23 protein-coding genes are annotated in these 26,800 nt (G+C 67.7%); 9 read left to right on the top strand and 14 right to left on the bottom strand.

Features of this window, described 5'->3' with window-relative positions; genetic code table 11:
- The first annotated feature begins 46 nt into the window (after window positions 1-46).
- The 3 genes from RM50_RS08875 to RM50_RS08865 are packed head-to-tail and all read left to right on the top strand — an operon-like array spanning window position 47 to window position 3,883.
- Window positions 47-925 carry a fumarylacetoacetate hydrolase family protein gene (locus RM50_RS08875; RefSeq protein ID WP_043451940.1) on the top strand — a complete coding sequence of 293 codons (879 nt, stop codon included), beginning with the start codon at window positions 47-49 and terminating at the stop codon, window positions 923-925.
- Window positions 925-2,664, top strand: coding sequence for an FAD-dependent monooxygenase (locus RM50_RS08870; RefSeq protein ID WP_043451938.1), 1,740 nt, complete (start codon window positions 925-927; stop codon window positions 2,662-2,664). Before RM50_RS08875 ends, RM50_RS08870 begins: the two co-directional genes overlap by 1 nt.
- Window positions 2,642-3,883: a DUF3500 domain-containing protein gene (locus RM50_RS08865; RefSeq protein ID WP_043451936.1), complete on the top strand. Its 1,242-nt coding sequence runs from the start codon at window positions 2,642-2,644 to the stop codon at window positions 3,881-3,883. The genes RM50_RS08870 and RM50_RS08865 overlap by 23 nt, the downstream gene beginning before the upstream one ends.
- Before the next feature lie 25 nt (window positions 3,884-3,908).
- Here the strand turns inward: RM50_RS08865 and RM50_RS08860 are convergent, their stop codons facing one another.
- The 3 genes from RM50_RS08860 to RM50_RS08850 all read right to left on the bottom strand — a co-directional run bounded on the left by RM50_RS08860 (window position 3,909) and on the right by RM50_RS08850 (window position 5,689).
- On the bottom strand, window positions 3,909-4,124 hold the full coding sequence (locus tag RM50_RS08860; protein ID WP_043451934.1) for a transcriptional regulator: 216 nt from the start codon (window positions 4,122-4,124) through the stop codon (window positions 3,909-3,911).
- A 66-nt stretch (window positions 4,125-4,190) separates the two neighbouring features.
- Window positions 4,191-5,261 carry a quercetin 2,3-dioxygenase gene (locus tag RM50_RS08855; protein ID WP_043451933.1) on the bottom strand — a complete coding sequence of 357 codons (1,071 nt, stop codon included), beginning with the start codon at window positions 5,259-5,261 and terminating at the stop codon, window positions 4,191-4,193.
- Window positions 5,262-5,389: 128 nt separating this feature from the next.
- Window positions 5,390-5,689, bottom strand: coding sequence for a DUF4193 domain-containing protein (locus RM50_RS08850; protein WP_018772148.1), 300 nt, complete (start codon window positions 5,687-5,689; stop codon window positions 5,390-5,392).
- A 137-nt stretch (window positions 5,690-5,826) separates the two neighbouring features.
- Here RM50_RS08850 and RM50_RS08845 point away from each other — a divergent pair, with 137 nt between their 5' ends.
- Both RM50_RS08845 and RM50_RS08840 read left to right on the top strand, forming a co-directional pair.
- Complete coding sequence (locus tag RM50_RS08845) at window positions 5,827-6,423, top strand: TetR/AcrR family transcriptional regulator (protein WP_043451931.1); 597 nt, start codon at window positions 5,827-5,829, stop codon at window positions 6,421-6,423.
- A complete protein-coding gene (locus tag RM50_RS08840; RefSeq protein WP_052260083.1) occupies window positions 6,420-7,391 on the top strand; it encodes a DMT family transporter in 972 nt (323 codons plus the stop codon). Before RM50_RS08845 ends, RM50_RS08840 begins: the two co-directional genes overlap by 4 nt.
- A gap of 15 nt (window positions 7,392-7,406) precedes the next feature.
- Here RM50_RS08840 and RM50_RS08835 read toward each other — a convergent pair whose 3' ends face one another.
- Window positions 7,407-7,703 carry a DUF3040 domain-containing protein gene (locus tag RM50_RS08835; RefSeq protein ID WP_052260081.1) on the bottom strand — a complete coding sequence of 99 codons (297 nt, stop codon included), beginning with the start codon at window positions 7,701-7,703 and terminating at the stop codon, window positions 7,407-7,409.
- Window positions 7,704-7,818: 115 nt separating this feature from the next.
- A complete protein-coding gene (locus RM50_RS08830) occupies window positions 7,819-8,865 on the bottom strand; it encodes an aldo/keto reductase (RefSeq protein WP_043451927.1) in 1,047 nt (348 codons plus the stop codon).
- Window positions 8,866-9,043: 178 nt separating this feature from the next.
- On the opposite strand from RM50_RS08830, the gene RM50_RS08825 reads away from it, so the two are divergent.
- The 3 genes from RM50_RS08825 to RM50_RS08815 all read left to right on the top strand — a co-directional run bounded on the left by RM50_RS08825 (window position 9,044) and on the right by RM50_RS08815 (window position 13,106).
- Complete coding sequence (locus RM50_RS08825) at window positions 9,044-9,778, top strand: GAF and ANTAR domain-containing protein (protein WP_043451924.1); 735 nt, start codon at window positions 9,044-9,046, stop codon at window positions 9,776-9,778.
- A gap of 135 nt (window positions 9,779-9,913) precedes the next feature.
- Complete coding sequence (gene malQ / locus RM50_RS08820) at window positions 9,914-12,127, top strand: 4-alpha-glucanotransferase (RefSeq protein ID WP_043451921.1); 2,214 nt, start codon at window positions 9,914-9,916, stop codon at window positions 12,125-12,127.
- Between the two features lie 16 nt (window positions 12,128-12,143).
- Window positions 12,144-13,106, top strand: a complete 963-nt coding sequence (locus RM50_RS08815; protein WP_082007020.1) for an SDR family oxidoreductase — start codon at window positions 12,144-12,146, stop codon at window positions 13,104-13,106.
- Here the strand turns inward: RM50_RS08815 and RM50_RS08810 are convergent.
- Window positions 13,103-16,261 (bottom strand): alpha-amylase family glycosyl hydrolase, encoded by a 3,159-nt coding sequence (locus RM50_RS08810; protein ID WP_043451919.1) that lies wholly within the window; start codon window positions 16,259-16,261, stop codon window positions 13,103-13,105. The genes RM50_RS08815 and RM50_RS08810 overlap by 4 nt on opposite strands.
- 187 nt (window positions 16,262-16,448) lie before the next feature.
- Window positions 16,449-17,495 (bottom strand): lactonase family protein, encoded by a 1,047-nt coding sequence (locus RM50_RS08805; protein ID WP_043451917.1) that lies wholly within the window; start codon window positions 17,493-17,495, stop codon window positions 16,449-16,451.
- Window positions 17,496-17,687: 192 nt separating this feature from the next.
- On the opposite strand from RM50_RS08805, the gene RM50_RS08800 reads away from it, so the two are divergent.
- Window positions 17,688-18,545 carry a putative protein N(5)-glutamine methyltransferase gene (locus RM50_RS08800; protein WP_052260080.1) on the top strand — a complete coding sequence of 286 codons (858 nt, stop codon included), beginning with the start codon at window positions 17,688-17,690 and terminating at the stop codon, window positions 18,543-18,545.
- A 38-nt stretch (window positions 18,546-18,583) separates the two neighbouring features.
- On the opposite strand, the gene RM50_RS20200 is transcribed toward RM50_RS08800, so the two are convergent.
- The 7 genes from RM50_RS20200 to RM50_RS08760 all read right to left on the bottom strand — a co-directional run bounded on the left by RM50_RS20200 (window position 18,584) and on the right by RM50_RS08760 (window position 26,750).
- Complete coding sequence (locus RM50_RS20200) at window positions 18,584-20,530, bottom strand: HNH endonuclease signature motif containing protein (RefSeq protein ID WP_052260077.1); 1,947 nt, start codon at window positions 20,528-20,530, stop codon at window positions 18,584-18,586.
- Window positions 20,531-20,762: 232 nt separating this feature from the next.
- Complete coding sequence (locus RM50_RS08785) at window positions 20,763-21,245, bottom strand: hypothetical protein (RefSeq protein WP_043451911.1); 483 nt, start codon at window positions 21,243-21,245, stop codon at window positions 20,763-20,765.
- Between the two features lie 134 nt (window positions 21,246-21,379).
- Window positions 21,380-21,646: a GlsB/YeaQ/YmgE family stress response membrane protein gene (locus tag RM50_RS08780; RefSeq protein ID WP_043451908.1), complete on the bottom strand. Its 267-nt coding sequence runs from the start codon at window positions 21,644-21,646 to the stop codon at window positions 21,380-21,382.
- A 131-nt stretch (window positions 21,647-21,777) separates the two neighbouring features.
- On the bottom strand, window positions 21,778-22,611 hold the full coding sequence (locus tag RM50_RS08775) for an aldo/keto reductase (protein ID WP_043451974.1): 834 nt from the start codon (window positions 22,609-22,611) through the stop codon (window positions 21,778-21,780).
- A 55-nt stretch (window positions 22,612-22,666) separates the two neighbouring features.
- The gene (locus RM50_RS08770) at window positions 22,667-24,223 is read right to left on the bottom strand and encodes a long-chain-fatty-acid--CoA ligase (RefSeq protein WP_043451906.1); all 1,557 of its coding nucleotides are present in this window, start codon (window positions 24,221-24,223) and stop codon (window positions 22,667-22,669) included.
- 24 nt (window positions 24,224-24,247) lie between these two features.
- Entirely contained in the window at window positions 24,248-25,444 is a 1,197-nt protein-coding gene (locus RM50_RS08765; protein WP_043451905.1) for an acetyl-CoA C-acetyltransferase, read from the bottom strand.
- A gap of 49 nt (window positions 25,445-25,493) precedes the next feature.
- Complete coding sequence (locus RM50_RS08760) at window positions 25,494-26,750, bottom strand: acyl-CoA dehydrogenase family protein (RefSeq protein WP_043451903.1); 1,257 nt, start codon at window positions 26,748-26,750, stop codon at window positions 25,494-25,496.
- Window positions 26,751-26,800 lie beyond the last annotated feature (50 nt).

The raw sequence follows: 26,800 nt of genomic DNA, 5'->3' as shown, positions 1-26,800 counted from the left end.
TTCCGCCGGGACGCCACGCGTCCGGACCAGACCTGAAAGGCCCTCCATGCAGTTCATTGGCATCAACCACCACGGCGAACCCTGGGCGGCAGCCCTTGCCGGTTCCCGCGTTCTCCCGCTCGCTTCCGTCACGGACTTCTGGACGGACGCCGAGGGCTGGCAGGACAAGGCAGCCTCACTCGCCGCCGGCACCACCAGCGGAACGTCCGACGCCGGCACCTGGCTGGAGCGCGGCAGCGTCACTGAGGTGCCGCTGGTCCCCGCTTCCGCGCGGGTCATCTGTGTGGGACTGAATTACAGGGCGCACGCCGCCGAGGGCAGCTACAAGGACCAGGAACTGCCGCCGTACCCCACTCTGTTTGGCCGCTGGACCGCCTCCCTGTCGGTGGGCAACGTGCCGGTGCCCGTCCCTGCCGGCGAAGCGGGGCTGGACTGGGAAGGCGAGGTAGCCGCCTACATCGGCCGCCGCGCCGAATCCGTGGATGAGGCGGCCGCGGCGGAGGCCGTCTTTGGCTACTCCACCTTCAACGACATCACTTCCCGGCGGGCCCAGAAGCTCACGTCGCAGTGGACCCTGGGCAAGAACGGTGATTTCAGCGGACCGCTGGGCCCCCTGGTCAGCCGCGACGAGGTGGGCGACCTCCGGGACGGCCTGCAGGTCCGCACCCTGGTGAACGGCGTCGAGGCGCAGAACGGCAACACCCGGGACATGATCTTCTCCGTCCCGGCCATCGTCGCCCTGATCAGCGAAACCTTCACCCTGCACCCCGGGGACGTCATCGCCACCGGCACCCCGGAAGGCGTGGGCTACGCCCGCACCCCGCAGTGGCTGCTGCAGCCCGGCGACACGGTGGACGTGGAGATCGAGAAGCTGGGCACCCTCACCACACCCGTCGGCGATGGTTCGCTCCGGAGCCGTGCCTGATGGCCACCGTCCCGGACTTCCCGGCAGCAGGCCTCCCGGAGGAGGCGCAGGTCCTGATCGCCGGCGGCGGCCCCAGTGGACTGTTCCTGGCCCTGGACCTGGCCTCGCGGGGCATCCGCAGCACCGTCATCGAACCCCGCACCGCCGTGGACCATACGCGGCCGAGGGCCAAGACCACCAACGCCCGAACCATGGCGCACCTGCGCCGCCTGGGCCTCGCGGAACTGCTCCGGGACGCATCGCCGCTGCCCGTGGACTACGCGCAGGACGTCATCTTCTGCACCGGCCTCACCGGGCCTGCCGCGCATGAACTGCGCCGGTTCCGCAATGCCTTCCAGCTGGTTCCCGGCCGCTACGGCCCGCAGCCCGAATGCGGCCAGCAGGTGCCCCAGCCCGTCCTGGAGGAGGTGCTGCGCTCCGTCGCCGCGGACAACCCGCTGGTCACGTTCGTGACGGGTTGGTCCGTCACGCGGGTCGACGGGGTGGATGGTGTGGAAGGCGCACCCTACGCCGTCGTGGCAGCCAGTCCCGGGGGCACCGAACGCACCATCACCGCGGAGTACGTCATTGGTGCCGACGGCGGATCCTCCGCCGTGCGTCGCAGCCTGGGGCTGCGGCTGGAGGGCGGCTCCGCGGCCCTGTCCAACATCAGCATCCTGTTCCGCTCGGACTCCCTCGGGCCGGCGATCGGACTGGACCCCGCCGTCCAGTACTGGGTGGTGGGGGCGGAGACCTCGGGGATGGTGGGGCCGATGGACCTGGCCGGAACCTGGTGGGCGATCGTCCAGGGCGTGGACCCTTCTGTCACCGTCACCGACCCGGACGCCGCTGCCATGGTCCGTGCCCTGGTGGGCGCCGAGGTGGACATCGAGGTCCTGGCCACTGACCCCTGGACCGCCCGCATGCTCCTGGCTCCCGAGTACAGCCGCGGGCGCATCTTCCTGGTGGGGGACGCCGCACACCTGAATCCGCCGTGGGGCGGCCACGGCTTCAACACCTGCATTGGTGACGCTGCCAACCTTGCCTGGAAACTCGCCGCCGCCATCAACGGCTGGGCGGGCCCGGCACTCCTGGCCAGCTACGGGGAGGAACGCCGGCCGGTGGCCGCCCGCACCATCCGCGACGCCGCCGACAACGGCAAGGCCCTGGCGTACCACTTCGCCGACCCCGGGCTCACCACCGCCGGCCCGCGTGGCGACGCCGCGCGGGCCGCAGCCCACGCGGCGCTGGCCGTCAAGCAGAGCGAGTTCGACTCCTTGGGCCTGGTGCTGGGGTATTCGTACGCGGACTCATCATTGGTGGTGCCTGACGCCCTGCCGGTTCCGGCCGAGGACCCCATCCGCTATGTTCCTTCGGCGAACCCGGGCGCCCTGCTCCCGCATGCCTGGCTGGCGGACGGCACGTCGCTGTACAGCCACCTTGGAACCGGCTTCACCCTGCTCGCCGACGCCGGCGCGCTGGGCGGGGTGCCCGCCGCGACTCTTTTCGAGCCGGTGCTGGCGGCCGCCGCGCGGACGGGCATTCCGGTGACGGTCGCCGTCGTCGGACCCGCCGACGACGGAACGCACCTTTCCCACATGTGGGGCGCGGGCACCCTGCTGGTCCGCCCCGACCAGCACGTCGCCTGGCGGGGAAATTCCGCCCCGGCCGCGGGCGCAGCCTTGTCCGTGGCGGCCGGCTGGTCGCCCATATCCCTCGAAACCACCAGGAGCGCCCGTGTCGACGCCGTCATTCCGTGATTACCTGTTTCCCCCCGGCCACCCGCGGGTGGCGGACATCCGGGGCCTGAACGCCCGCCAATACGCCGAGGCAGCAAAGACCGATTCGTTCGCAGGGCCCATGATCGAAGGCTGGCAGAAACTGTACCCGCAGCCGTTCACCGGGATCACCAGTGACGGCGTGCGCCGCGAAGGCCTGTACCCGCTCGCCCCGTCACGCCCGGGGGAAGAGGCCCCGACGGCAGAGATGGCGGCGGCCGCCCGCAAGCTCCTGGGTGCCGTGACCGCTGGCCAGGCCCGGAAGCTCACCTACGCCGTGGACGCGCCCGAATGGCAAAGCTGGGCCAACCCGGAGTTCATGCAGCACGACACCGGGCTGCGCCTGGACGAGCTGGATCCTCCGGTCCGCGACGCCGTGCTCGGCGTGGTGGAGGCAAGCCTGAGCCCGCAGGGGTATGGGCTGGTGCGGAACCTGATGCGCATCAACGGCTTCCTGGGCGACCTGGTGGAGCTGCCGCTGCTGATGAACGAGTTCAGCTACAACTTCGCCCTGTACGGCGAGCCGTCCGAAACCGAACCGTGGGGATGGCAGCTGTTCGGCCACCACGCGGCGCTGAACTGCCTGGTGGCCGGGACGCAGCTGGTGATCTCACCGGTGTTCATGGGCGCCGAGCCGGACATGATCGACGCCGGCCCGCACCGCGGCGTCCAAGTCTTCAAGGAGCGCATCGCCCTGGCCCGGGACCTCATGGGTGCGCTGCCCGCAGAGCTGCGCTCGCGGGCCGTTGTGTACGAATCGATGGTTGACCCGGCGATGCCGGAGGGCCGCCTCCACCCCGGCGACGAACGGCACCTGGGCGGCTGCTTCCAGGACAACCGGGTGATCCCTTACGAGGGCATCCCGGTGGCTGACATGCCTGCTGACGCGCGGACACTGCTCGACGCCGTGGTGGACGACTTCATCGCCTACCTCCCCGAGGGGCCGCGCGCAGCCCGGCGCCGGGAAATCCAGGAACACTACTCCGAATCCCACTTCAGCTGGATCGGCGGCTGGGCGGGGGAGGAAGCGTTCTACTTCCGCCTGCAGAGTCCGGTGGTGGTGCTGGAACTGGACCACCATACGGGCGTGTTCCTCAGCAATGACCAGCCGGCCCCGTTCCACATGCACACCGTGGTCCGCACCCCTAACGGCAACGACTACGGCCGCGAACTGGTCCGCCAGGCACTCGCCGGGTCCTGACGCTTCTCCGGCCCGCCCGCGGAGGCTACTGTTTCCCGTATTTGCGGTGCACGGCCTGCTTGCTCACACCCAGGCACAGGGCGATCGCTTCCCATGACAGGCCGGCCTGGCGTGCGCGCCGGACCAGGGATGCCTCGGCCCGGCCCACCTCTTTTTGCAGTTCGGCCACCGCGTACAGGGCCTCCGCGGGTCCTTGCCCGTCCATTGATCCAACCAGCGTCTTCATCCGCTCCACCTCCATGCCGTCAACATTAGTTGACACAGACATGGCCCGTCAACAGATGTTGACGGGCCATGTCTGTCGTGGCTAGGGGATGTCGAGGGCTGCGCGGCGCTGCGGCGGTGGCCCCACCACGGTCAGGTCCATTTCGGCCTGGGCGCGGCCGAACCCTTCCATGTCCATGTAGGGCTCCCCGCCCTCGGTGTACATGTAGTCCTCCGTGGGCGTGTTGAAGTACTCGAAGAAGCCGTTGAACACCGATGGTGTCAGGAAGCCCACCATCTGGGTGTTGTGTGCATCGAGCGCGAACGAGTGGATGGTCCCCGCGGGCGCGTGCACAAAGTCGCCCTTGGTCAGGAGCATCTCGCGGCCGTTGGCGTACAGCCACATGCGGCCCTCGGTGCACAGGAAGTTCTCGGTGTGCCCGGAGTGGAAGTGCAGCGGAATGTAGGGTGTCTTGGCGCCCTTGGTGTGCACCGCGAAGTAGTTCGAGCCCGTGTTCGCGGGCCGGGACAGATAGGTGAACATGGTCTGGTAGCTGACCAGGCGCTCACCTTCACCGGCGCTGAGGAAGTAGGGGCTCTGCGCCGGCGGCAGGCCGGCGTCGTGCTTGAAGGAGGGTGCCACGCGTTCAACGTCCGGGAATGTGATCCCGAACTCGGCACCCACCTCGGCCTGCTCCTGCAGGCTTGCCTTGTGTCCGGGGCGGACGGGCGGGACGTGGGAATCGATGGGCGTTCCCACCCGCTCGTAGTACTTCTCGCCGCCGCCGGGCGTCATCCAGTTCAGGAACCGGGTGTAGTGGCTGGCCATCCGGTAGGCGTGCGGCGTGTTCGGCGGGATCACCACCGAATCGCCGGGAGTGAGGATGCGGCTCTCGCCGGGCAGCCAGACGTGCAGGATGCCGTCGAAGACGTAGAGCGTCTTGTGTTCGATGCTGTGACTGGCGAACGGTGACTCGGCGCCCATGCCGCCGGAGATGTAGGCAGCGCTGAAGATGCCCCCGGTATCGGCGGCGCGGGCGATGACGGTCACCAGTTGGCCGTTGATCTCGTAGCGTGCGCCCTCGCCCGACGCCATGTAGTACGGCACCGCCTCTCCGGGCAGCACGTTGGCCGCCGGGAGCTGCTTGTTCATTTCCTCAACGCTGAGGGACATGGTTTCCTTCTTTCCAGTCGGCCGGCCCTTGCCGGAGCGTGACCTACATCATGGCTGGCCGCCGCTCCGGCCACGAGTGCGGATTTCAATGGTTGGAATCCGAACCTGGCCGGGTCCGCGTGTCCCTGCTACCCCTCACATTCCTTGCAGTACTTCTTCCCGTCCTTCTCCCGGGCCAACTGGCTGCGGTGGTGGACCAGGAAGCAGGACATGCAGGTGAATTCATCTGCCTGTACCGGGACCACCTGGATGAGGAGTTCCTCGTTGGAGAGGTCTGCGCCGGGCAGCTCGAAGCTGTCCGCGAGGTCCGTCTCGTCCATGTCGGGAGCAGCCTCCCGGCGGCCGGACTTGTCGGACTTCAGCTCCTCCAGGGCGACATTCGGCTCTTCCTCGGGAGTCACCCGTGGAGCGTCGTAGTCAACTGACATGTGGTGTGTTCTCCTGTCCAGCTGCTGGTGTCCGGATTGTTCCGGACAGATCGACAACGCCGGACGCGGGCAACAAATTCCCGTGCCCTACATGCAGTAGGTAGACTGGTCTACCTACCTACGCTGAAGGAGCGTCCTTGGCGGCATCCACCATTCCTGTTCCAGGCCGCCGGCCCGCCCGCGAGCTGCTGCTGGAAGCCGCCGCGCGTCTCTTTTACGCGTATGGCGTTGCCGGCACCGGCATCGACGCGATCACTGCCGAGGCGGGGGTCGCCAAGAAGAGCCTCTACAACAACTTCAGCTCAAAGGCGGACCTGGTGGCTGCATACCTTGACGCCAGGCACCAGGAGTGGCTGGCCCTTTACGGCCAGCGCCTGGAAACGGCCCGTACTCCGCGGGACAGGGTGCTGGCGGTCTTCGACGCCTACCTGGACCACGCCAACTCTGCCTACCCCAACGGGTTCCGTGGCTGCGGCCTGCTTAACGCCGCCGCCGAATTGCCCGCGGGCGGCCCCGGCCGGGCGGCGGTGCGCCGGCACAAGGAGGACGTGCAGGAACTCCTGGCCACCCACGTGGCCGGGCTGCTGCCGGGCCGCGAAGACGGGGCCACCGCGTCTGCGGCGCACCTGGCCTTCCTGCTCGAGGGCGCTATGGCCCGGGCGGGACTGGAAGGCGGCGATGCCCGGCTGCAGCAGGCACGGTCCATCGCCGCGCAATTGCTGGACGCCCTGTGACCGGCACACGGCAGCATCAGAAGGCCCAACTGTGGGGTGTCCTGTCCGTGGCAGCGGCGTCGATCCTCTGGGGGAGCACGGGGACGGCTGCCACGCTCGCTCCGGCCGTGAGCCCGCTGGCTATCGGCGCTGTGGCAATGGGTCTCGGCGGGTTGCTTCAAGCCCTCTACGCCGCACGGCATATCGCAGACCAGACGGGCAGCCTGCTCGAACGGTGGCGCCTGGTGTCGCTTGGCGCTGCGGCAGTGGCCATCTATCCCCTGGCTTTCTACAGCTCGATGCACCTGTCCGGAGTTGCGGTGGGAACGGTGGTGTCCATCGGCTCGGCCCCGGTGGCCGCGGCCCTTATCGAACGCTGTGTTGACGGCAAGGCGCTGAGCAGGCAATGGATCCTGGGGGCACTGCTGGGAGTGGGCGGAGCGGCGCTGTTGTCCTTCGCCGGCCACGCCCCGGCAGCGGGATCCGCAGGTGGGGGTCCGGCTGCGGAATGGTGGCTGTCGACGGCGGGCATCCTCCTTGGGCTGCTGGCCGGGGCCACCTATGCCCTGTACTCCTGGGCGGCGCACCGCCTGACCGGCCAAGGGGTGACGTCCAGGGCTGCGATGGGTGCGGTTTTCGGCCTGGGCGGACTCCTCCTGATGCCGGTCCTGGTTCTCACGGGCGCCCCGCTGCTGGAGTCCTGGCGCAACCTTGGCGTAGGTGCCTATATGGCGGCCGTGCCGATGTTTGCCGGCTATGTCCTCTTCGGGTGGGGCCTGGCCCGGGTGGGGGCGGGCACGGCCACGGGAATATCCCTGCTGGAAACCGTGGTGGCCGCCGTGCTGGCCGTGCTGGTGGTGGGCGAAAGGCTGCCGGCACTTGCCTGGCTTGGCGCCGCCGTCGTCCTTGCGAGCCTGTTCATCCTGACGCCGTGGCCGGAACGGCAGGCCCGCACAGAGGCAGTGCCGGAAACCGCGGACACCCGCTGACCGTCCTGGGAACGCTCACCCGGTGGGCTGCCGGCCCGCGCTCCGGGCCAGTACCGTGGGCCCCAGCAGCAGGCAGGCGCCCAGGCCAAGCAGCAGGATTCCAAGCACCACCGCGCCGGGCGCATGCAGCCCTGCCCCTGCAATGATCAGTACCAGGCCGGCCAGCGCGGCGGCCATTCCCGGGAATAAACCCGCGGGAAAGCGGCGGGCGGGATAGCCGGAGAGCAGCTCCATGGCCAGGTGGGGGTCATCCGCAATCAGCCCCAGTTCCAGCTCCTTGAGCAGGCGTCGCTCCTCATCGGACATTGGCATGGCGGCCCCTGGATGTCGTGGGAGGCGGTTTCGGTATAGACCGTAGGAGTCTTCTACCGGTTAGTCAATACATGCGGAGGGCCCGGCAGCCAGGTCCCGGTCCCGGGGAAGCCTGCTACCGCCGTCGTAGTTCCGCGAACTCGATGGACGGGACAATGGCGCCCGCGTCCCGCTCCACGAAGTTGGTGCCCGGGGGCACAAGGTCGTCGATGGCGTCGAGCACGGATTCACCGAGCCGGACGTCGGCGGCGCGAAGGTAGGCGTGGAGGTGGTCCTCGCTGCGCGGGCCGATGATCACGCTGCTGATGGCGGGATGCGTCAGGGCGAAACCGACCGCGAGGTCCACCAGGGACAGCTCCAGCTTGTCCGCCAGGCGGCCCAGTGAGTCCGCGGCGAGCAGCTTCCGTTCGCTGGAGGGCCCGGAAATGTCGTACCGGCCGGGGAGCGTGTGGACGCGGGTGGGCGGCTTGCCGGATTCCAGGACGAAGCTTCCGGACAGCCAGCCCCCCGCCAGCGGTCCGTACGCAAGCACGCCCAGGCCGTACTGCTGGGCGATGGGCAGGACATCGCGCTCGTTGCCGCGAACCAGCATGGAATACGGGACCTGGTTGCCCACCGGCGGGATCAGGTGGTTGGTGGTGGCCAGCCACTGGGCTTCCACAAGCTGCGCCGGCGTGAACACGGAGGTGCCGTAATACAGGATCTTGCCCTGCCGGATCAGGTCGTTCAGGGTGGTGATGGTCTCCAGCAGATCAGTGTTGTAGTCCGGCCGGTGCGCCTGGTACAGGTCGATCCGGTCCGTTTGGAGGCGGCGCAGGCTGCCCTCCACCGCCTGCGTTATCCAGCGCCGGGAGTTCCCGGAGTGCGCCGGATTGGGGCTCATCTGACCGTGGAACTTGGTGGCCAGGAAGACGTCATCCCGGCGTCCGCGCAGTGCCCTGCCCACTACTTGTTCCGACTCGCCCTGGGAATAGACGTCCGCCGTGTCGACCGCGGTGATCCCGGCGTCCAGCGCCGCCTGGATGATGCGGATGCTCTCATCGGCTCCGGTGGGGGCACCGTGCGGGCCGCCGTTCCCCTCGCCGAAGTTCATCGTGCCAAGGGTGAGGGGACTGATGGGGGTACCCGACCGCCCGAACACCCGCAGTTCGTTGAGGCCCATCTTTCGGTCTCCTCCATCTTGTTGCCGTGGCCTGGATCGTCATGACGCTACACAGATTCGGCAGGCCACCGCAGAAATCCGCCTTACTCCTTCTCTTTTCGTCGCACAAAGTAACCGGGGCAGCGGGAATGACGTTTTGTGGCGGGCGCACGGCGGCCAATAGCGCCTATATTGAGGGATGGGCACTCCCAAAAGCGATGACCAGTTCCTCCAGCTGCATGACCTCATCAGCGGCAGCAGCAACGTGGCTGACTTCCTGACCGAACTGTCCACCGTTGCCGCCTCCACCCTCAGCGACGCCGCGGGCGTGCTGATCGAATGCGGCGTGACCCTCCGCCGCCGCAAGCGCAGCGCCACCATCGCCGGCAGCAGCGAACGGGCGGCGCTCCTGGACAAGCTGGAGCAGGCCCTGGGCGACGGGCCCTGCATCACCGCGCTAAACGCGATGAAGCCCGTGGTCCTTCCCGATGTCGAAACCGACACGCGCTGGCCCGACTACCAGAAGGTGCTGGCGGAAAACGGCTGCCGCAGCGTGCTGGGTGTTCCCCTCGCGCTTGATGAAAACCAGTCGGCCGCGCTGAACTTCTTCGCCGCCGAGCCGCACGTCTTCGCCCCCAACGTCATCAGCCGGGCGGAGGGTTTCGCGGACCTCGCCGGGCGGGCGCTCCGGCTGGCGCTGCGGATCGCCGACGCGCAAACCCTGGCCGACGACCTGCGCGCCGCCATGGCGAACCGCACCACCATTGACCTTGCCTGCGGCGTGATCATGGCCCAGAACCGGTGCAGCCAGGAGGAAGCGATGGCCCTGCTCGCCAAGGCATCCAGCCACCGGAACCAGAAGCTGCGCGACCTGGCGGCCGGGGTCCTGGGCCGGGTCAGCGACGGCCCGGTGACCACGCACTTCGATCCGTAGGCGGGCAGCCAGCCGGTTTCCCCTGCGCGCCGCCCTGCAATAATCTGAACCAACGGTTGTGCACGGGGGTGTCAGCGTCCGGGTACGACAGCAGCACTGTAAGTTCCGGGACCATCACAGACGAGGCGGACACCCATGACGGCTTCAGACCAGCAGCACGCACCACGGACAGCTTTGCCCGCAGACCCGCCCGCCGCTGCCCCTGGAGCAGTTGATCCGCACCTGCTGCAGCGGCTGGCGGACGCGCATGGCGTGGGCACGTCCTTCCAGGGCTGGGACGGGCTTCCGCACTCGGTGGGGCAGGCCACGCTGATCAAGGTCCTTGCCGCTTTGGGCGTTGAAGCGCACACCAACCAGCACATCGAGGCTGCCCTTGAGGACGCTGACCTGGCGCCCTGGCGGCGGATGCTGCCGCCCGCCGTCGTCATCAAGCAGGGCGAGCCGGCCCAGGTCCCTGTGCATGTCCGTGACGGTGCCACGGCGCGGCTGACCATCGCCCTGGAGGGGGGAGCGGGGTCCCGGGACGCGGTCCAGCAGGACGTCTGGGTCCAGCCCAAGGACGTCGACGGCGTCTCCACCGGGCGCGCGACCTTCTCCCTCCCCGAAGACCTGCCGTTGGGCTGGCACACGCTGCAGGCGGAGTCCGGGGGTCTCACGGCCACCGCCGCTTTGGTGGTGACGCCCGCCCGGCTGGCAACCGCCAAACCACTGGAAGAGCGCCGCGGCTGGGGACTGGCCACGCAGTTGTATTCGGTCCGGTCCAAGCGGTCGTGGGGCGTGGGGGATTTCGCCGACCTGGCCGACCTCGCCGCCATCAGTGGTGCCCGCGGGGCCGACTACGTGCTGGTGAACCCGCTGCACGCGGCCGAGCCCGTTCCGCCGCTTCAGCCTTCGCCCTACTCGCCCTCCACCCGGCGGTTCTTCAACCCCCTGTACATCCGCATCGAGGCCATCCCCGAGCTGGCCTACCTGCGGCCGCGGAAACGGGCGGCACTGGAAAAACTGCATGAAGAGGTTGCGGGGCTGAACAAGGAGGGCGGCCGGCTGGACCGGGATGCCGTCTATGCCGCCAAGCTGCAGGCCCTGGAGATGCTGTACCACACGCGGCGTTCACCGGCCCGGCAGGCAGGCTTCGACGCATTCTGCCGCATCTCCGGCAAGGGACTGGACGATTTTGCACTGTGGTCGGCCATCCGGGAGGACGTGGCGCCGGACGACCCTCTGTGGACGGACCCAGCCCGTGCCATCGGAACGCCCGAAGCGGAAGCCCTCCGGGAGAAGCTGGCGGACCGCATCGGCTTCCACCGCTGGCTGCAGTGGATCTGCGACGAGCAACTCGAGAACGCCCAGCAGGCTGCGCTGCGGTCCGGCATGCGCCTGGGCGTTGTGCATGACCTCGCGGTGGGGGTGGACCACAGCAGCGCCGATGCGTGGACCCTGCGTGGCGTGCTTGCCGCAAACACCAGCGTGGGTGCCCCGCCGGACATGTACAACCAGCAGGGCCAGGACTGGGGGCAGCCGCCATGGCATCCCGGCCGCCTCGCGGAGGCCGGGTACCAGCCGTTCCGCGACATGCTTGCCACCGTCCTCCGGCACGCCGGCGGCATCCGCGTTGACCACATCCTGGGCCTGTTCCGGCTGTGGTGGATCCCGCAAGGGAACGCCCCGGGGGACGGCGCCTATGTGCAGTACGACCATGAAGCCCTGATCGGCATCCTCGCCTTGGAGGCGCACCGCGCCGGGGCGGTGGTGATCGGGGAGGACCTGGGAACCTTTGAGCCGTGGGTGCGGGACTACCTGGCAGCGCGCGGCATCCTTGGCACGTCCATCCTGTGGTTCGAGTACGACGGCGATGCGCCGCTTGCGCCGGAAAAGTACCGGACGCAGGCGCTCGCCAGCGTCAACACCCACGACCTTCCGCCCACCGCCGGCTACCTTGCCGGGGACCACGTGGGGCTGCGGAGCCGGCTGGGCCTGCTGGAGCGGTCCGAACAGGAGGAACGGGCCGAGCACAACGCGTCGCTGGAGAAGATGTTCGCCATGCTGCGCGAACGCGGTTACCTCTCCGAGGGCACGTCAGCCAGTGTGGAGGGGTCTGAGGAGCACGCGATCGAGGCGCTGCACCTCCTCCTGGCCCAGGCGCCGTCGGTGCTGCTTGGCGTAGCCCTTGTAGACGCGGTGGGGGAGCGCCGGGTCCAGAACCAGCCAGGAACCACCGAAGCGCTGTACCCCAACTGGCAGGTTCCCCTGGGCGGACCGGACGGCAAGCCCGTCTACCTCGATGACCTTCCCGCCAACAAGCGGTTCACCTCGCTGCTTGCGGCGGTGGAGGGGGCCCTGCACGGCTGATTGATCGGAGGAAGACATGGGCGAGAATCCGCACCCGCTCCCTGAACCCACAGGGCCGGCCGAGGCATCCGGCGGGCGGGGGCCCATCCTGGTGGTCGGTGGCACGGGAATGCTCGGCAGCCAGGTCGTGTCGGAGTTGCTGCGCCGTGGGAAGCAGGTGCGCGCCCTGGTGCGTCCCGGTTCCGACCCCGCCAAGCTGGAGGCAGCCGGGGCCGGCATTGCACGCGGTGACATGATGGACCCCGACTCGCTCAACCACGCCATGGCCGGAGTGGACGCAGTGGTGACCTCCGCGGCCGGCTACACCCGGCACCGCAAGGGTGACAGCCCGGAGATCGACCGGGTGGGAAACGCCAATCTGGCCGAGGCCGCGGCAAGGGCCGGCGTGCGCCGCTTCGTCCTGACCAGCATCCTGACGTGTGACCAGACACCGCAGGTACCGCACTTCTGGCACAAGAAGCTGATGGAGGACAGGCTGGAGGAGCTCGGGGTGCCCTTCGTGGCCCTGCGCCCGGGCGCGTTCCTGGACCAGGTCACGCGGTTCGGCGGCGACCCGGTGGCCAAGGGCAGGCTCTCCTGGTTCGGGTCCGCCCGCACCCCGCTGACGTTCGTGTTGACACCCGACCTTGCGGGCTACCTTGCAGAGGCGGTGGACGCCCCCGGCGTGGAAGGCCAGCGGATCGACATCGGCTGGGACCGGCCCCTGGGCATGCAGGAGGTTGCCGATATCGCCGGCCGGCTCACCGGCAGGGAGATCAAGGTCCGGTCGGTGCCCGTGGCCGTCCTGAAGGCGGCGGGGGTTGTCCTGGGCCCGGTCAACCCGATGGCCAAGGATATGGCGACCATGATCTCGTGGTTCCAGACCGGCCGCTATGTGGCGGACACATCACGGCAACGCGAGGTGTTCGGGCCGCCGCCCACGGCCGAGGACGCCATCCGGCGGCTGATTGGCATCCTCGGCCACCCCGTCAGGGGTTAGGTGGCCGGCCCGGCGGTGATTACGTGCGTGACGTGGTCGTAGCGGAAGGTGACCGGGCCGCCGTCGTGCTCAAACACGATGTTGGCTCCGGGGGAAGCCCCGCCGGCCCCATAGCTGACGTCCCATGACTTGTTGAGCGCCGCCTTGAACTCGTAGCTCCCGGCCGGCAGGTCAGGGATGGCCAGTTTCCAGACCAGGTCCGCCGGGTCCAGGGTCAGCTGCGCCTGGGCGCATGCCGGCTCCCAGTCGGAGGCGCATCCCAGTTCGCTGTCCATGCTTCCCGCAGCCGCCACGGCAGCGGGCTGCTGGGAGGCGTACACGGTGGTGAGGAGATGGGTGCTGTTGTCGTAGCGGAAGGTCACCGGGCCGCCGGGGTGGTCCAGCACGATGTTCTGTCCGTTCAGCTGCCCGTCGGCGCCGTAGTTTTCATCCCAGCCGCCGTTGAGTGCTGCCTTGTATTCGTACTTTCCGGCCGGCAGGTCCACGGTCAAGCGCCAGATCCGGTCCGCCGGATCCAACACCATCCGGGCCTGCGGGCAGGCAGGATCCCAGTCAGCGCTGCAGCCCATGGCCTGGTTCAGGGATCCGGCCACCGTGACGGAGTCCGGTTGCGGGGCCTGGCCGACGGTGACGGTCCTGGTGTCGCTGGTGACGTTGAAGCCCGGGCCGCTCATCGAGGCGCGGTACCGGACCTTTGTGCCGTCGGCGAGTGCGGAGACGTCGTCGGTGGCTGAGTACACGGGCGACGACGAGTCGGTGCCCACCCCGGTCCAGTCGCCGCCGTCCACGCTCCGTGCGAAGGAGACGACATGGCTGGCCTTCTCCGGATCAGCGGTGGCGGAGAGCTCCACCTTGCCTTCCACGCTGCTGCCCTCCACGGGCTTCTGCAGGGTCAGGACGGGTGCGGGGACGCTGGCGGAGCGGCTTTGGCTGGTGGCGGTGTGGCCGCCGTTGTCCAGCACCGTTGCGCGGTACTCAAGCGGGGTGCCGGCATCCAGTGCGGCCACGTCGTGGAACACCTGGTAGGGCGCGGTGTCGTCCGTGCCGATTGGCTGCCAGCCGCCGCCCGCTGTCCTGGCTTCGAAGGTGACCTCATAGAACGAGGAACCGTCGACGTCGGCCGTGACGTTGATGCGCCCGTTGTCGCCCGGCGCCGGGGCCGGCTGCTGGAGGGCGACGGCGGGGGCGGCCTTTGAGTGCGGAATCCGGCCCGAGGATTCGTAGACGACGGCGGACAGCGGCGGGACGGTCACCGTCAGCTTGGCGTCGTCCGAGGTCTTTGCCTCCTCGGCGCCCGCACCGTAGATGCGCGTGTAGCTGCGCTTGGCGATGTAGGTGGGAATCTCCGCCGTCTGTGCCTGCGCGCTGTTGTTGAGGGCCACCACGTATTCGCGTTGGTCCTGCGCGTCTGTGCGGGAGAACGCGTAAATGCCCGGCCCGTCGGAGGCGTAGCGGTGCTGGTGTGCGCCGTTCCGGAGTGCAGGGTGCTCCTTGGTCAGGGCCGCAAGCTCCCGGATCTTGGCGTAGAGCGGGTGGTCCGGGTTGAAGTTGTCCGTGGCGTGGGTGGCGTCCGTTCCCAGGAGGTCGTCGTCCAGGTATTCCGGCACCTTGCTGGCGAAGAGGGTCTGGCGCGCGTCCTGGTCCCCGCCCGGGCCGGTGAAGCCCTGCTCGTCGCCGTAGTAGACCACGGGGTTGCCGCGGGAGAAGTACATCAGTTCGTGCGCCAGTTCATCGCGGGCGACTTTCTCCTCATCGCTTGCGGCCGGGTTGTCCTGGGCGATGAAGCTGCCGATCCGGCCCATGTCGTGGTTGCCCAGGAAGGTGGGCAGTTCGTAGACGTTGGAGTCGGCGTCCGTGTACCAGTCATCGCCGGCAAAGAAGGACTGCAGGGCCTTGGCGTCCTGGCTCTTGGAAGCGTAGTTGCGGGCCGCGTCCTGGAAGGGGAAGTCCAGTACTGCCTGCATCTTGTTCCGGGTGGTGAACTGGGACGTGAAGCTCTTGCTGGTATCGAACACCTCGCCGAACATGAAGAACTCGTCCTTGCCGTGTTCCTTGGCGTAGCTGAGGACGTCGGGGCCGAATTCCTGCCAGAACTCATTGTTGACGTGCTTCATGGTGTCGATGCGGAAGCCGTCCACGCCGAAGTCGCCGATCCACGACTTGTAGATGTCCTCCATCCCGTGCACCACTTTGGGATTCTCGGTGAAGAGGTCATCGAGACCGAAAAAGTCACCGTACATGGAGTCCTCGCCGGTGAAGGTGGTGTCGCCGCGGTTGTGGTACAGCGTGGGGTCGTTCAGCCAGGCGGGGACCTTGAGGTTTTCTTCGCCGGGGGTGAGGACCGGCTTGTACGGGAACGACGTGTTGGCGTCCAGCTGCGGGAAGGTGCCCGTGCCGGCGTAGTCGCGGTCATCGAATGCTTCCCCTGAGGCCGTCTTGTAGGGGGAAGCGTCCTTTGAGACATAGCCCTTGCGGTCGCCCTCCTGGTAGCCGATGACGTCCGCGGTGTGGTTGGTGATGATGTCGAAGTACACCTTCATGCCGCGGGCGTGGGCCTCGGTGATCAGTGCCTTGAGTTCATCGTTGGTGCCCAGGTGGGGATCGATCTGGGTGAAGTCGGTGACCCAGTAACCGTGGTAGCCGGCTGACTTGTCCTCGGGCTGGACCGCCTTGTTCTTGAAGCTTGGAGTCAGCCAGATGGACGTGGTCCCCATGCCCTGGATGTAATCGATTTTGCTGCGCAGGCCGGCCAGGTCTCCGCCGTTGTAGAAGCCCTTCTTCGTGGGGTCGAAGCCGGAAACCATGGGGTCCGGGCCCAGGCCGCCCTGGTCGTTGGCGGTGCTGCCATTGCTGAACCGGTCCGCCATGACGAAGTAGAAGTTCTCGTCCGTTACCGGGCCGCGGAGCGAGTGCAGGGCTGTCGCCGACGCGGGGTTGGTTCCGGGGTCCTTGCCGCCGGGGTCTTTGGGACCAGGCCCGGCGTTGGCCGGGAGGATCGCCACCGACGCCACGACGGCGGCTGCCAGCAGGCCGGCTGTCGACCGTGCTGCGAGCCGCCTCGGGGTTGGTCGGGCGGTTGCGGAGTGCTGGGTTCCTGCCGGCGTGGCCGGCAGGTGGGCGCGTGGGGGCGCGCCGGGAGGGGTGCGGAATAACAAGGGTGAGACCTTCCTGGGAAGCAGCGCTGCTGGACAGGCTTGCCGTTGACAAGGGATGCGGCAGGAGGGTTCGAAGGACAGCATGCTGCCTTGTGAACCAAGTCACAACTGTAAGCGCTTGCACCGGATTACTCCAGCGTCTTGGGCAGAAGCCGGAAAAGGAGGCGGGCCCGCGTCGTACGGGCGGCTACGTGGCGGGGATGATAGCCGTCGGTGACGGGGTAGCCAGGTTGTGGAGCCGGGGGCCGGGGAGCCCGGTGACTGGGTCCAGCTGGAACGTTGCGATGTTGTCCGACCGCTCGTGGGCCACGTGCAGCCAGCTTCCGCGCACCAGGTGGTGCCGCGGCCAGTCACCGCCGCTGTCAAAGTCCTTGACGGGAATGAGTTCCGTCCCGCCTGCCGCCACCTCCAGCACGCTGATGAGGTTTGACCCGCGCACACCGGCGTAGGCGAAGTTGCCCTGCGGTCCAAGGCATATCTCGGCGGCCGAATCGCCTTCCTGGCTGCCGCCGGCCGTCGCAGGTCCCCGGAACACGAGTTCGTAGGTGCCGGCATCGGGGCGGACCACGAAGACCTCCACGGAGTATTCCGAGACGACGAAGACGTTGCCCGTCGGGTGCTCCACCAGGTGCCGCGGCCCGCTGCCGTAGGGGAGGACTACTTCGTGGTCAGGTACCAGACCCAGGCCGGGCTGGTATGTCCATATCCGGAGTGTGTCGTGTCCCAGGTCCGTGGTCATGACACGTCCGTCGCGCAGCATCAGGCTGGCGTGCGCACGACTTTGCCGCGGACTGCCGGGGGAGAGGGTGGCGTGGGGGTCCGCCGACGATGCGGCGGGGAACCGCCCGGCCATGCCGCCGTCGTCATCCAACTCGTACAGCAGGACCTGGCCATCGCCCCAGCAGGCAGCGGTAACGAACCGTCCCCGCGGGTCCACGGCCACGTGGCAGGTTGCTTCACCCGCAGGCTGGGATTCCCCTCGCGGCTCCAGGCTGAAGGCACCGAGGCGCCGGTACGCCTGGACTTTCTTGCGTTGCTCCGCCGCCGCGTACACCACCGGCAGTGCCGGATGGACGGCAAGGAACGACGGCGACTCTGCCGCGACGGCCGTGCCCAGCCATTCAAGGCTGCCGTCCTGATGCCCGCGGACGGCGCCGATGCCATGGGCGCGGCCGCCGCCGTCGGGGGTGTAGGAGCCGATCCAAAGGGTGTTGCCGGCGGTGGGGCTGGTCATGTTTCCATCCTGCCAACAGATCGCCCGTATTCCCGTGCGTCCGGTGGACAATTAGCATGGAATTTCCAGCACCGGCAGATGGGAGGTGGGTCCGGTAGCTACCGCAACGGCATCGGGTGTGCCTGCCCGCCGCCCGGAGGACCTGGTCTAGGCGGCGTGGGGGAGTCCGGCTGCCCACCGAAAGGCGTGGCCGTGCCATCTTCTGGACCAGGGACTGTTCACGGGTCCACTTCACCCGTCTTCGACCGGGTTGTCACTGCACTGCGGTCCGCCGGTTGTGTCTTTGCCGAAGACGAGGCCCGCCTTTTGCTGGCTGAAGCTTCCGGTCCCGCGCAGCTTGCCGTCAACGTCCGGCGCCGCGTGGAAGGTGTGCCCCTGGAACACATCCTGGGGTGGGCCGAATTTGCGGACCTGCGCGTGCTGGTTGCCCCCGGAGTCTTCGTTCCGCGCCGGCGCACCGGGTTGCTGGTGAATGAAGCCCTGGTGCTCTTGCCGGATCAGCCCGAACCGGTGGTTGTCGTTGATCTCTGCTGCGGATCAGGGGCGGTAGGGGCGGTAATCCTCCACCGGGCAACCGGAGTGGAACTGCACGCCGCGGACATCGAGCCCGCAGCGGTTAAGTGTGCCCGCCGGAACCTTGAGCCGCTGGGTGGCCATGTCCACGCCGGCGACCTGTTCCAGGCGCTTCCGCGCGCGCTCAAGGGCCGGGTCCGGGTGCTGGTGGTCAACGCTCCTTATGTGCCCACGGAAGCCATCCCCACGATGCCTCCGGAGGCGCGCCTGCACGAACCCCCTCTCTCACTCGACGGTGGCCCGGATGGCCTCGACTTCCATCGCCGGGTTGCCGCCGACGTCCACGAGTGGCTGGCTCCCGGCGGCAGTGTGCTGATCGAAACGAGCGAGCGCCAGGCGGCCGGCACCTCCGGGCTCCTTGCCGAAGCCGGATTCCAGGTGAAGACAGTCCGCTCCGAGGAACTGGACGGGACTGTGGTGCTCGGGACGATGGTGCCCGCGACTGCAGTGCCCGGGACGGCAGTGGCACCTGTGTGACCTGGGTGGTGGCTCCCGTGTGATCTGGGTGGTGGCGGTCATGGGGATGGGAGGGGTAGTGGTGGCTTGAAGTATAGGTTTCGGCGTGGCGTTTGGGTGGGGTCGATGTGGGGTGGGGGAATGAAAGCGGGGTCGCCCTGGGTGCTGGTGATCGTCCAGGTTTCTTTGTGGACGAGATGGTGGTGGTGGCTGCAGAGCAGGACGCCGTTGTTGGTGTTGGTGGGCCCGTCGTGTGACCAGTAAGTGATGTGGTGGGCCTCGCACCGCGGGGCGGGAATAGTGCAATCGGGGAAGGCACAACCTTGGTCGCGGGCGGTGAGGGCCGTCCGTTGGGCCGGGGTGAAGAGGCGCGTCTTGCGGCCGAGGTCCAGGATTTCGCCGCGGGTGCCCAGGAGAGCGGGGATGATGTCGGCGTCGCAGGCGATCTTTCGGAGGGTGGCCGCGGCGACAGGGCCGGTGAAGACGAAGTTGCCGGTCCCCGCCACTGTTCCGATCTCTGCCTCTGTTCCGGTCCCTGGTTCTATGCCTGTTCCCGGTTCTTTACTGACACTGTTTTCCGGTCTTGTGGCTGTTCCTGTTCCGGCGCCTGTTTGAGTCCCAGGTTTTGTGGCGCGGGTGGGGAAGAGGTCCTGGTAGTGGATAGTGGCGATGATCTGCGGCCGGTTGCCGCCGGTGGTGGGGAGGGTGTCGGTGGCGAGGGCGGTCTTGGCCGCGGTGACGAGGCCGTCGAGTTGTTTTTGGGCGCGCGTACGGCGGTCCAGGTCCGGTGAACCGGCGGCGTCCGCCCCTCCCAGGGTCCCCGGTGCTTCCGCTTCTCCAGCCGCCCCTCCCGGGGTCCCTGGTGCTTCCGCTGTTCCGGCTACTGGCCTGTCATACCCGCTGGTGTTGGGCGTGCTGGTGCGCGGGTTGGTTGCCGTGTTCATGACAGTGTGGAGGTATTCGTATTGGTCTGTGGTGGCGAAGATTTCGAGGTGGTGCAGGCCGTGGCGGGGCTTGCGGATGAAGGCACCTTGGGTGTGGCGCAGGGCCTCCTCGGTGGGTGCGGTGCCGTCAGCGTCGATAATGTCGGTCCAGCGCTGGGCCAGGCGGGCAAGGAAGTCAGGGTCAGTAGCTGCGGCAGCTTTGGTGAGGTGGTGCTCGATCCGGTCCAATGTGCCGGCTGTGGTGCGGTGTTGGAGCCGGTCCAGAGTGGCGGTGATGAGGGTGGCGGCACGTGACGACACCGCTGGCCCGTGAACTGTCCCGGTTTCCCAGGTGCCGGTTTCCCAGATGCCGGTTTCCCCGGAGCCAGCGTGGCTGCTGCAGAACGTGCTGGGGGCGAGGGCATCGGCGATACGGGGCCGGGCTGGTGGGAGTTGCTGGCCGGTGAGACTGGTGCCCGGAAGAGTGTGGCTGGCGAGGGTGAGCCGACGGCGGGCTTCACGGATGGGGATACGCAGGCGCAAGCGGAGGAAGTCCGCAGTGGTGCGGCAGCCGTCATCTGCCGGGGACATGACCGCAGGCCGTGCCGTAGGCGGCCCTGGCCAGTTACTGTCGGTTTCCTTCAGGGATCCGACCCCGTCTTCATCCCACCCGGTGAACCAGCTTCTTGCTGGCTGAGCTTCCCGCATGCTGCGGCCAGCGGTGCTGCGGCGGCCTGTGGTTGTTGCGGCGGCCGCGCTGATGGCCTGGCTTCGGGTCCGGTCTACGGTGCCGGCTGCCAGGAGCTGCAGGTATTCGATCGTCCGGGCCAGATCCTCGACCCTGCCGGCATATGCGGCGGCCTCGGCGTAAGTGGCGCTGGCGAGCAGCCCCGGGGCGGCAAGGGCGGCGGCCGCGAGCTGCACAGCAATCCCGCCCAACGCATCCGGTTCCACATGTCCTTCAGGTCCGGGCCCCGGTTGCTGTGGAGTGTCCTCCCCGGGGACCGCGTAAAGGTGGGCCGGGCGCATGAGCCGGCTGCCGGCGTCGTCCGTCTCCCCAAGATGCTCCCCAATGGCCTCCATAACCCAACTCTGCCAGCCACCACTGACAATCAGGAGCCGGCAGAACTGCTATGTGGAAAACCTGGGCGGAGTTGTCCCGAGGCCTTGTAGACACTCCGGTTAAGCATTGCCGGCCGCCGCGTCCCCCAAGGATCGCGACGGCCGGCAAAGCGATTCAGTTGTAGCACAAAGATGGGCCAGTACCGTTGTCATGCTGCGTTACCCGCGTCATGAACACTGGCGGAACGGCGGGTCAGCCCTGGGAGCCGGCCTCGTCGGAGGTGCCGAGGTTTGTTGTCTCGGGGTGCGTGCTGTGGGCCGGGATGTGGTCATTGCCCAGTTCCCCTGCAGCACCGCCCGTAGCGGGGCTGCCTGCTCCGGGTGCTGCAGTTGCAGCTGTCCCTGTCGCGGTGGAAGTGCCGGCAGGACTGGAGGTGCCGTCCGCAGTCGAGGTGCCGGGTGTCTGGCTCCCACTGGCAGCCGTGCTGCCCTCCCGGTGCATCGCGGATCCAATCACGGTCCCGGCCCTGCGGGCGGCTTCGCCCAGCTGGTCAGCGACCTCGGGGGCTTTTTCCTTGATGGCCTCCGTAGCTACGGACACCTTGTCCTGGACGGGCTTGCTGTCCCAGATGCCAGCGGCACGGGCCTTGAGCTTGTCGTAAGCAGCGCGGCCGGAACGGGAACCGAGGACGTATCCAACGGCTACACCTACACCCAAAAGAAGCTTGTTTTTCACGATGAACTCCTGCTCTGCGAGAGGGTTGCGAGAAGGTTGTCAGATCCGGGCGGGCCGGGAGCCCGGTGCCGGAGAAAGTGAAAGCCGGCCTGGGGATGGTGTCCCCAGGCCGGCCTCCTGGCTTGCCCGTGCAGTTATCCGCGGGCGCTGCGCTTGGTGACCATGCCGTAGATGGCAAGGACGATCAGCGAGCCAACGATCGCCAGCAGCCAGGTCTGGATGGAGAAGAACTCCTGCAGTCCACTGCCGAAGATCATGCCACCCAGCCAGCCGCCGAGGAGTGCGCCGACGACGCCCAGGATCAGAGTGATGACCCAGCCGCCACCCTGCCTGCCCGGGAGGATCGCCTTAGCGATCGCACCAGCAATAAGTCCGAGAATCAGAAATGCAATAAATCCCATTTGTTGCTCTCTTCCAAGTAGAGGAGGCCCCCATGTTCCGGGGGCACTTCATCCTTCTGGCTCAATAGTAATCATGCTTACTATCTTTTTGCCAACCCTGTTTGAGGAAAAAAGTGCAGTTCAGGGCGTTTTTAGTGCCCTGTCCTGTCCGAATCATTGCCTGCCCCGGGGCCCTCGTCCAGCACCGACAATTCCGCTAGATCCTGCGGGTCCAGGGCGAAATCGAACACGTCCATATTCTCCGCCATGCGCTCCGGTGAAGCCGTCTTCGGAATCGTTACCAATCCGTTTTGTATGTGCCACCGCAGGACCAGTTGGCCAGGGGTTTTCCCATGCTTTTCCGCCAACTGGGCAAGAATCGGTGCGCCCAGCAATCCGGCGCCGGAGCCGCCAAGGGGACTGTACGACTCCGTGACAATTCCATGCCTGGCATGGAATTCCCGTTCCGCTAACCGCGTGATCGCCGGGCTGAGCTGGATCTGGTTCACCGCGGGCACCACGTCGGTTTCCGCCATGAGGCGCTCGAGGTGTGCCGGCTTGAAGTTGGACACCCCGATGGAGCGTACCTTTCCTTCCGCCTGCAGCCGCTCGAAGGTCTGCCACGTGGAGACATACTGGTCCCTTCCGGGCAGCGGCCAGTGGATCAGGAGCAGGTCCACATAATCCAGCCCCAGCCGCTCCAGGGATCCCTCCAGGCCCGCCACGGCACGGTCATGGCCCTGGAACTCGCCGTCGAGCTTGGTAGTGATGAACAGCTCGCCACGGTCCACGCCGCTGGCCCGGATGCCGTTGCCCACGCCGCGCTCGTTGCCATACTTCACGGCGGTGTCGATGTGCCGGTACCCGGCTTCAACGGCCTGGACGACGGCGGTTGCCACCTGTTCGTCGTCCAGCGGCCAGGTGCCAAGCCCCAGTTGCGGAATCCGGTTGCCGTCATTGAGCTCGATGAGCGCTGCACGTGTCATGCCATCAGTCTTCCGGGCCGATGCAGCCCGGTCCACCCCCGGTCCACCCCCAGGTTCACCCGGCGTCGCCGGCCAGTTTCCGTTTGAGGATTTTCCCACTGGGGCCCAGGGGGAGTTCGGAGAGGATCCTGACCACCCGCGGGTACTTGAATGCGGCGAGCTGGTTGGCCGCGAAATCGATCAGCTCGGCTTCGGTCACGGTAGCGCCCGCGTCCAGCACGATGGCGGCAGCGATTTCCTGCCCGTGGACCTCGTCCGGGATGCCGTAGACGGCGGCACTGACCACGGCGGGATGGGTGAGCAGGACTTCCTCCACCTCACGGGGATAGACGTTGTATCCGTTGCGGATGATCATGTCCTTCTTGCGGTCCACAATGGTGAGGTAGCCGTCGTCGTCCTTGGTTCCGAGGTCCCCCGTGCGGAACCAGCCGTCCACCATGGCTTCCGCGGTGGCTTCCGGCCGGTTCAGGTAGCCCTTCATCAGCAGGTGCCCGCGGATGACGAGTTCGCCGAGCTCGCCGGTGGGCAGCAGTTCAATGCTTTCCACCAGCTCGGGGCGTGCGATTTCGATGTCGACTCCCCAGATGGGAATCCCAATGGTGCCGGGCCGCGGCGGCGTGCCAACGTGGTTGAAGGCGGCCACCGGTGACGTTTCGGTCAGGCCGTAGCCTTCGTGGATCTCCACCCCGAAGGCGTCGCGGAACCGGTCCATGACGGCCAGGGGAAGGGATGCGCCGCCCGAGATGCCGTAACGCAGCGCTGCCGGGCGGTCCGGGATGGTCTTGGCGGCTTCCAAAAGCGCCACGTACATGGTGGGCACGCCAAGGAAGATGTTGACGCCGTGCCTGACCAGCAGTTTCAGGGCGTCTGCACCGTTGAAGCGGGGCATCAGCACAATGGTGGCACCCGCCCGCAGCCCGGTGTTGAGGACCACCGTCTGGCCAAATGTGTGGAAGAGCGGGAGCCCGCCGAACAGGACGTCGCCCGGCCTGAAGTCCATCACGCTGGTCAGCAGGACGCTGGTCTGCTCCACCAGGGCGAAGTGGGTGCCCAGTGCGCCTTTGGGCTTGCCGGTGGTGCCCGAGGTGTACAGGATGGTGGCCGTGTCCGATGGGCGGCAGGGTTCGTACGTCCGGATTGGCTCCGCGGCGGCCGCCTCCTCCTCCAGCCGTGGAAACCCGCCATCGTCGGGAGCCATGACCGTCAGCACATCGACCCCGCTGGCTGAAGCGCCGGCGGCGCCCTCCGTGAGCAGGGGCGCGGCGCAGATCAGGAGCCTGGCGCCGCTGTCCTGCAGGACGTACTCGATCTCGCGGGCCTTGAGCAGGGCGTGGACCGGCACCACGATCGCGCCGAGCGACAGGATGGCGTAGTACACCTGGGCGAAGTCCGGCACGTTGGGGATCAGGACGGCGACGGCGTCTCCCGGGCCGATTCCCCGCGCCCGCAGTGCACCGGCATAGGCGCGGGTCTGGCGCCACAGGTCGCCGTAGCTGACCTGGTCATCCCCGACGACGAGCGCGATGCTGTCAGGATTCCTCGTGGCTGATTCTGCCAGCACGGCTGCCACGGAGATGGTGGCGAAGCCGTCAGCGGAGTTGGTGGTGGTCATGGCCTGCTTCCTTGTTGGGATGGGTCACGCTGTGAGGATCAGGGCGTCGCCCTGGCCGCCGCCCCCGCAGAGGGCCACGACGCCGGTGCCTCCGCCGCGGCGTTTCAACGCCAGCGCCTGGTGCAGCACCAGGCGTGCACCCGAGGCGCCCACGGGGTGGCCGAGTGCGATGGCGCCGCCTTCGGCGTTGACAGTTTCGGTGTTGATGCCGAGATCGTTGGCGGACTGGATGAGGACCGAGGCGAAGGCCTCGTTGATTTCCACCAGGTCCAGCTCCTGCACAGTGAGTCCCTGGTCTTTGAGCGCGCGCTCGATGGCCCGGGCGGGCTGGGAATGCAGGGATCCGTCGGGGCCTGCGGTCTGGCCGTGGGCGCCGATCTCGGCGATCCACTCCAGGCCTGCTGCTTCCGCGGCTGCCTTGCTGGCAATGACCAGCGCCGCTGCACCGTCGGAAAGGGGCGACGACGACCCTGCCGTGATGGTGGCGGTCTCCGCCTTGGAGAACGCCGGGCGGAGCTGCGCCAGGGATTCGGCGGTGGTGTCCGGACGGATGCCTTCGTCGTGTTCGAGGGTCACGGCAGGTCCCTTGCGCTGCCGTATCTCGATCGGTGCGATCTCCTCCGCCATGATCCCGGCGGCGCGGGCGGCTTCGGCACGCTGGTGGGAGCGGGCCGCGACGGCGTCCTGCTCTTCGCGCGTGATGCCGCGTTCGGCGTTGCCGGCATCGGTGGCCTCACCCATGAGCTTCTTGCTCACCGGGTCCTGCAGCCCATCATGGTTCAGGGAGTCCAGCATGGGGGCATCTCCGATGACGACGCCAGCGCGCAGCCCGGGGACCAGGTGCGGCGCATTGGTCATCGATTCCTGGCCGGCGGCCACAATGAAGTCGGCTTCCCCCGTGCGGATCATCCGGGCGGCATCGATCACGGCCGTCAGGCCGGACAGGCAGAGCTTGTTGATGGTGATGGTGGGAACGTCCCAGCCGATTCCGGCGGCCAGGCTGGCCTGGCGTGCGGGGCCCTGGCCGGCTCCGGCCTGGATGACCTGGCCGACAATGACGGCGCCGATCTGTTCCGGTGCCACGCCGGTGCGTTCCAGCGCGGCGCGGATGGCGTGGGCGCCCAGTTCGCTGGCGGAAAAGGGCGTGAGGCCGCCGCGGAACCTGCCAAACGGGGTGCGGGCGCCGCCCAGGATGACGGGGATGTTGGCGTTCTGGTTCAAGAACAGTCCTTTCAGGGGATGACGGGCAGCCAAAGCCGAACGGCAGGGCTTAGGCGAAGGCCGAGGTGCCGGTGATGCCGCGGCCGATAATGAGCGCCTGCATGGTTTCGGTGCCTTCGTAGGTGTGGATGGCTTCGATGTCGGCAAGGTGCCTGGCGACGCGGTTTTCCAGCAGGATGCCGTTGCCACCCAGCAGGTCACGTGCGTTGGAGGCGATACCGCGTGCGGTCCGGGTGCAGGTGTACTTCACGAGCGATGCCTGCTCGGGCGTGAGGGTTCCGGCTTCATCGAGCCGCGTCATCTGCACCACCATCAGCTGCATGGTGGCCAGCTCACTGAGCATCCGGGCCAGCCGTTCCTGGACGATCTGGGAGGCGGCCAGCGGCCGGCCGAACTGCTTGCGCTGCTTGGCGTACTGGACGGCCGTTTCGTAGCAGGCGGTGGCATGGCCGACGGCGGACCAGGCCACGCCCAACCGGGTCGCCAGCAGCACCCGGGCCGTGTCCTTGAAGGTGCGTGCCCCCGGCAGGACGTTCTCCTCGGGGACGAAGACGTCCTCCAGGCGGATGTGGGCCTGCCAGATGGCGCGGAGGGCAAGTTTGCCTTCGATTTTGGTGGCGGTGTAGCCGGGGGAGTCCTGCGGAACCAGGTAACCGTGGACCTGGCCGTCGTCGCCCCGGGCCCAGACGATGCTGACGCCGCCCACGGAGCCGTTGCCGATCCACTTCTTCTCGCCGTTGAGCAGGAAGCCGCCAGCCGTCCGGGTCGCGGTCGTCTCCAAGGCCACCGAGTCGGAGCCATGGGTAGGCTCGGTGAGCGCGAACGCCGCGTATTCCGTGCCCCTGGCAATCGCCGGCAGCCAGCGTTCCTTCTGCGCCGCGGATCCGCATTCAGCCACGGAGCGCAGGGCCAGGCCGCCCTGGACGGCAATCATCGTGGCCACGGAACCATCGCCCCGGCTGATTTCCATGTTCACCAGGCCGGCGGCCATGCTGCTCATGGGTGCGAAGCCCTCCACGGTGATGCCGTCGCGGAGCAGGTCCAGTTCGCCCAGGCGCTGGAGGAGGTGCAGCGGGTACTCGCCGCGTTCCCAGTAGCCGTCAATGACGGGGAGGACCTCATCCTGGACAAAGTCGCGGGCGCGGTCCCGGAAGGCGCGGTCTTCGTCGTTGATCCTGGTGAAAACGGATGCCGGATCGGTGCCGAGGGCATCGGTCAGGCAGTAGTCGGGCTCAACGGTGCCCGCGGGGAAGTTGCCCGGGTTTTCGGTACGGGCCGGCACCGGGCCAAGCGACGTCGTCGTCATGTTTGTGCATCCTCAAAATCGGCGAAGGGGCCATCGTTGTATTGTGGCGT

It is taken from the genome of Pseudarthrobacter phenanthrenivorans (assembly GCF_000813845.1).
In the GTDB taxonomy this organism is placed as follows: domain Bacteria; phylum Actinomycetota; class Actinomycetes; order Actinomycetales; family Micrococcaceae; genus Arthrobacter; species Arthrobacter phenanthrenivorans_B.
This window is presented reverse-complemented; position numbering and strand designations above follow the sequence as displayed.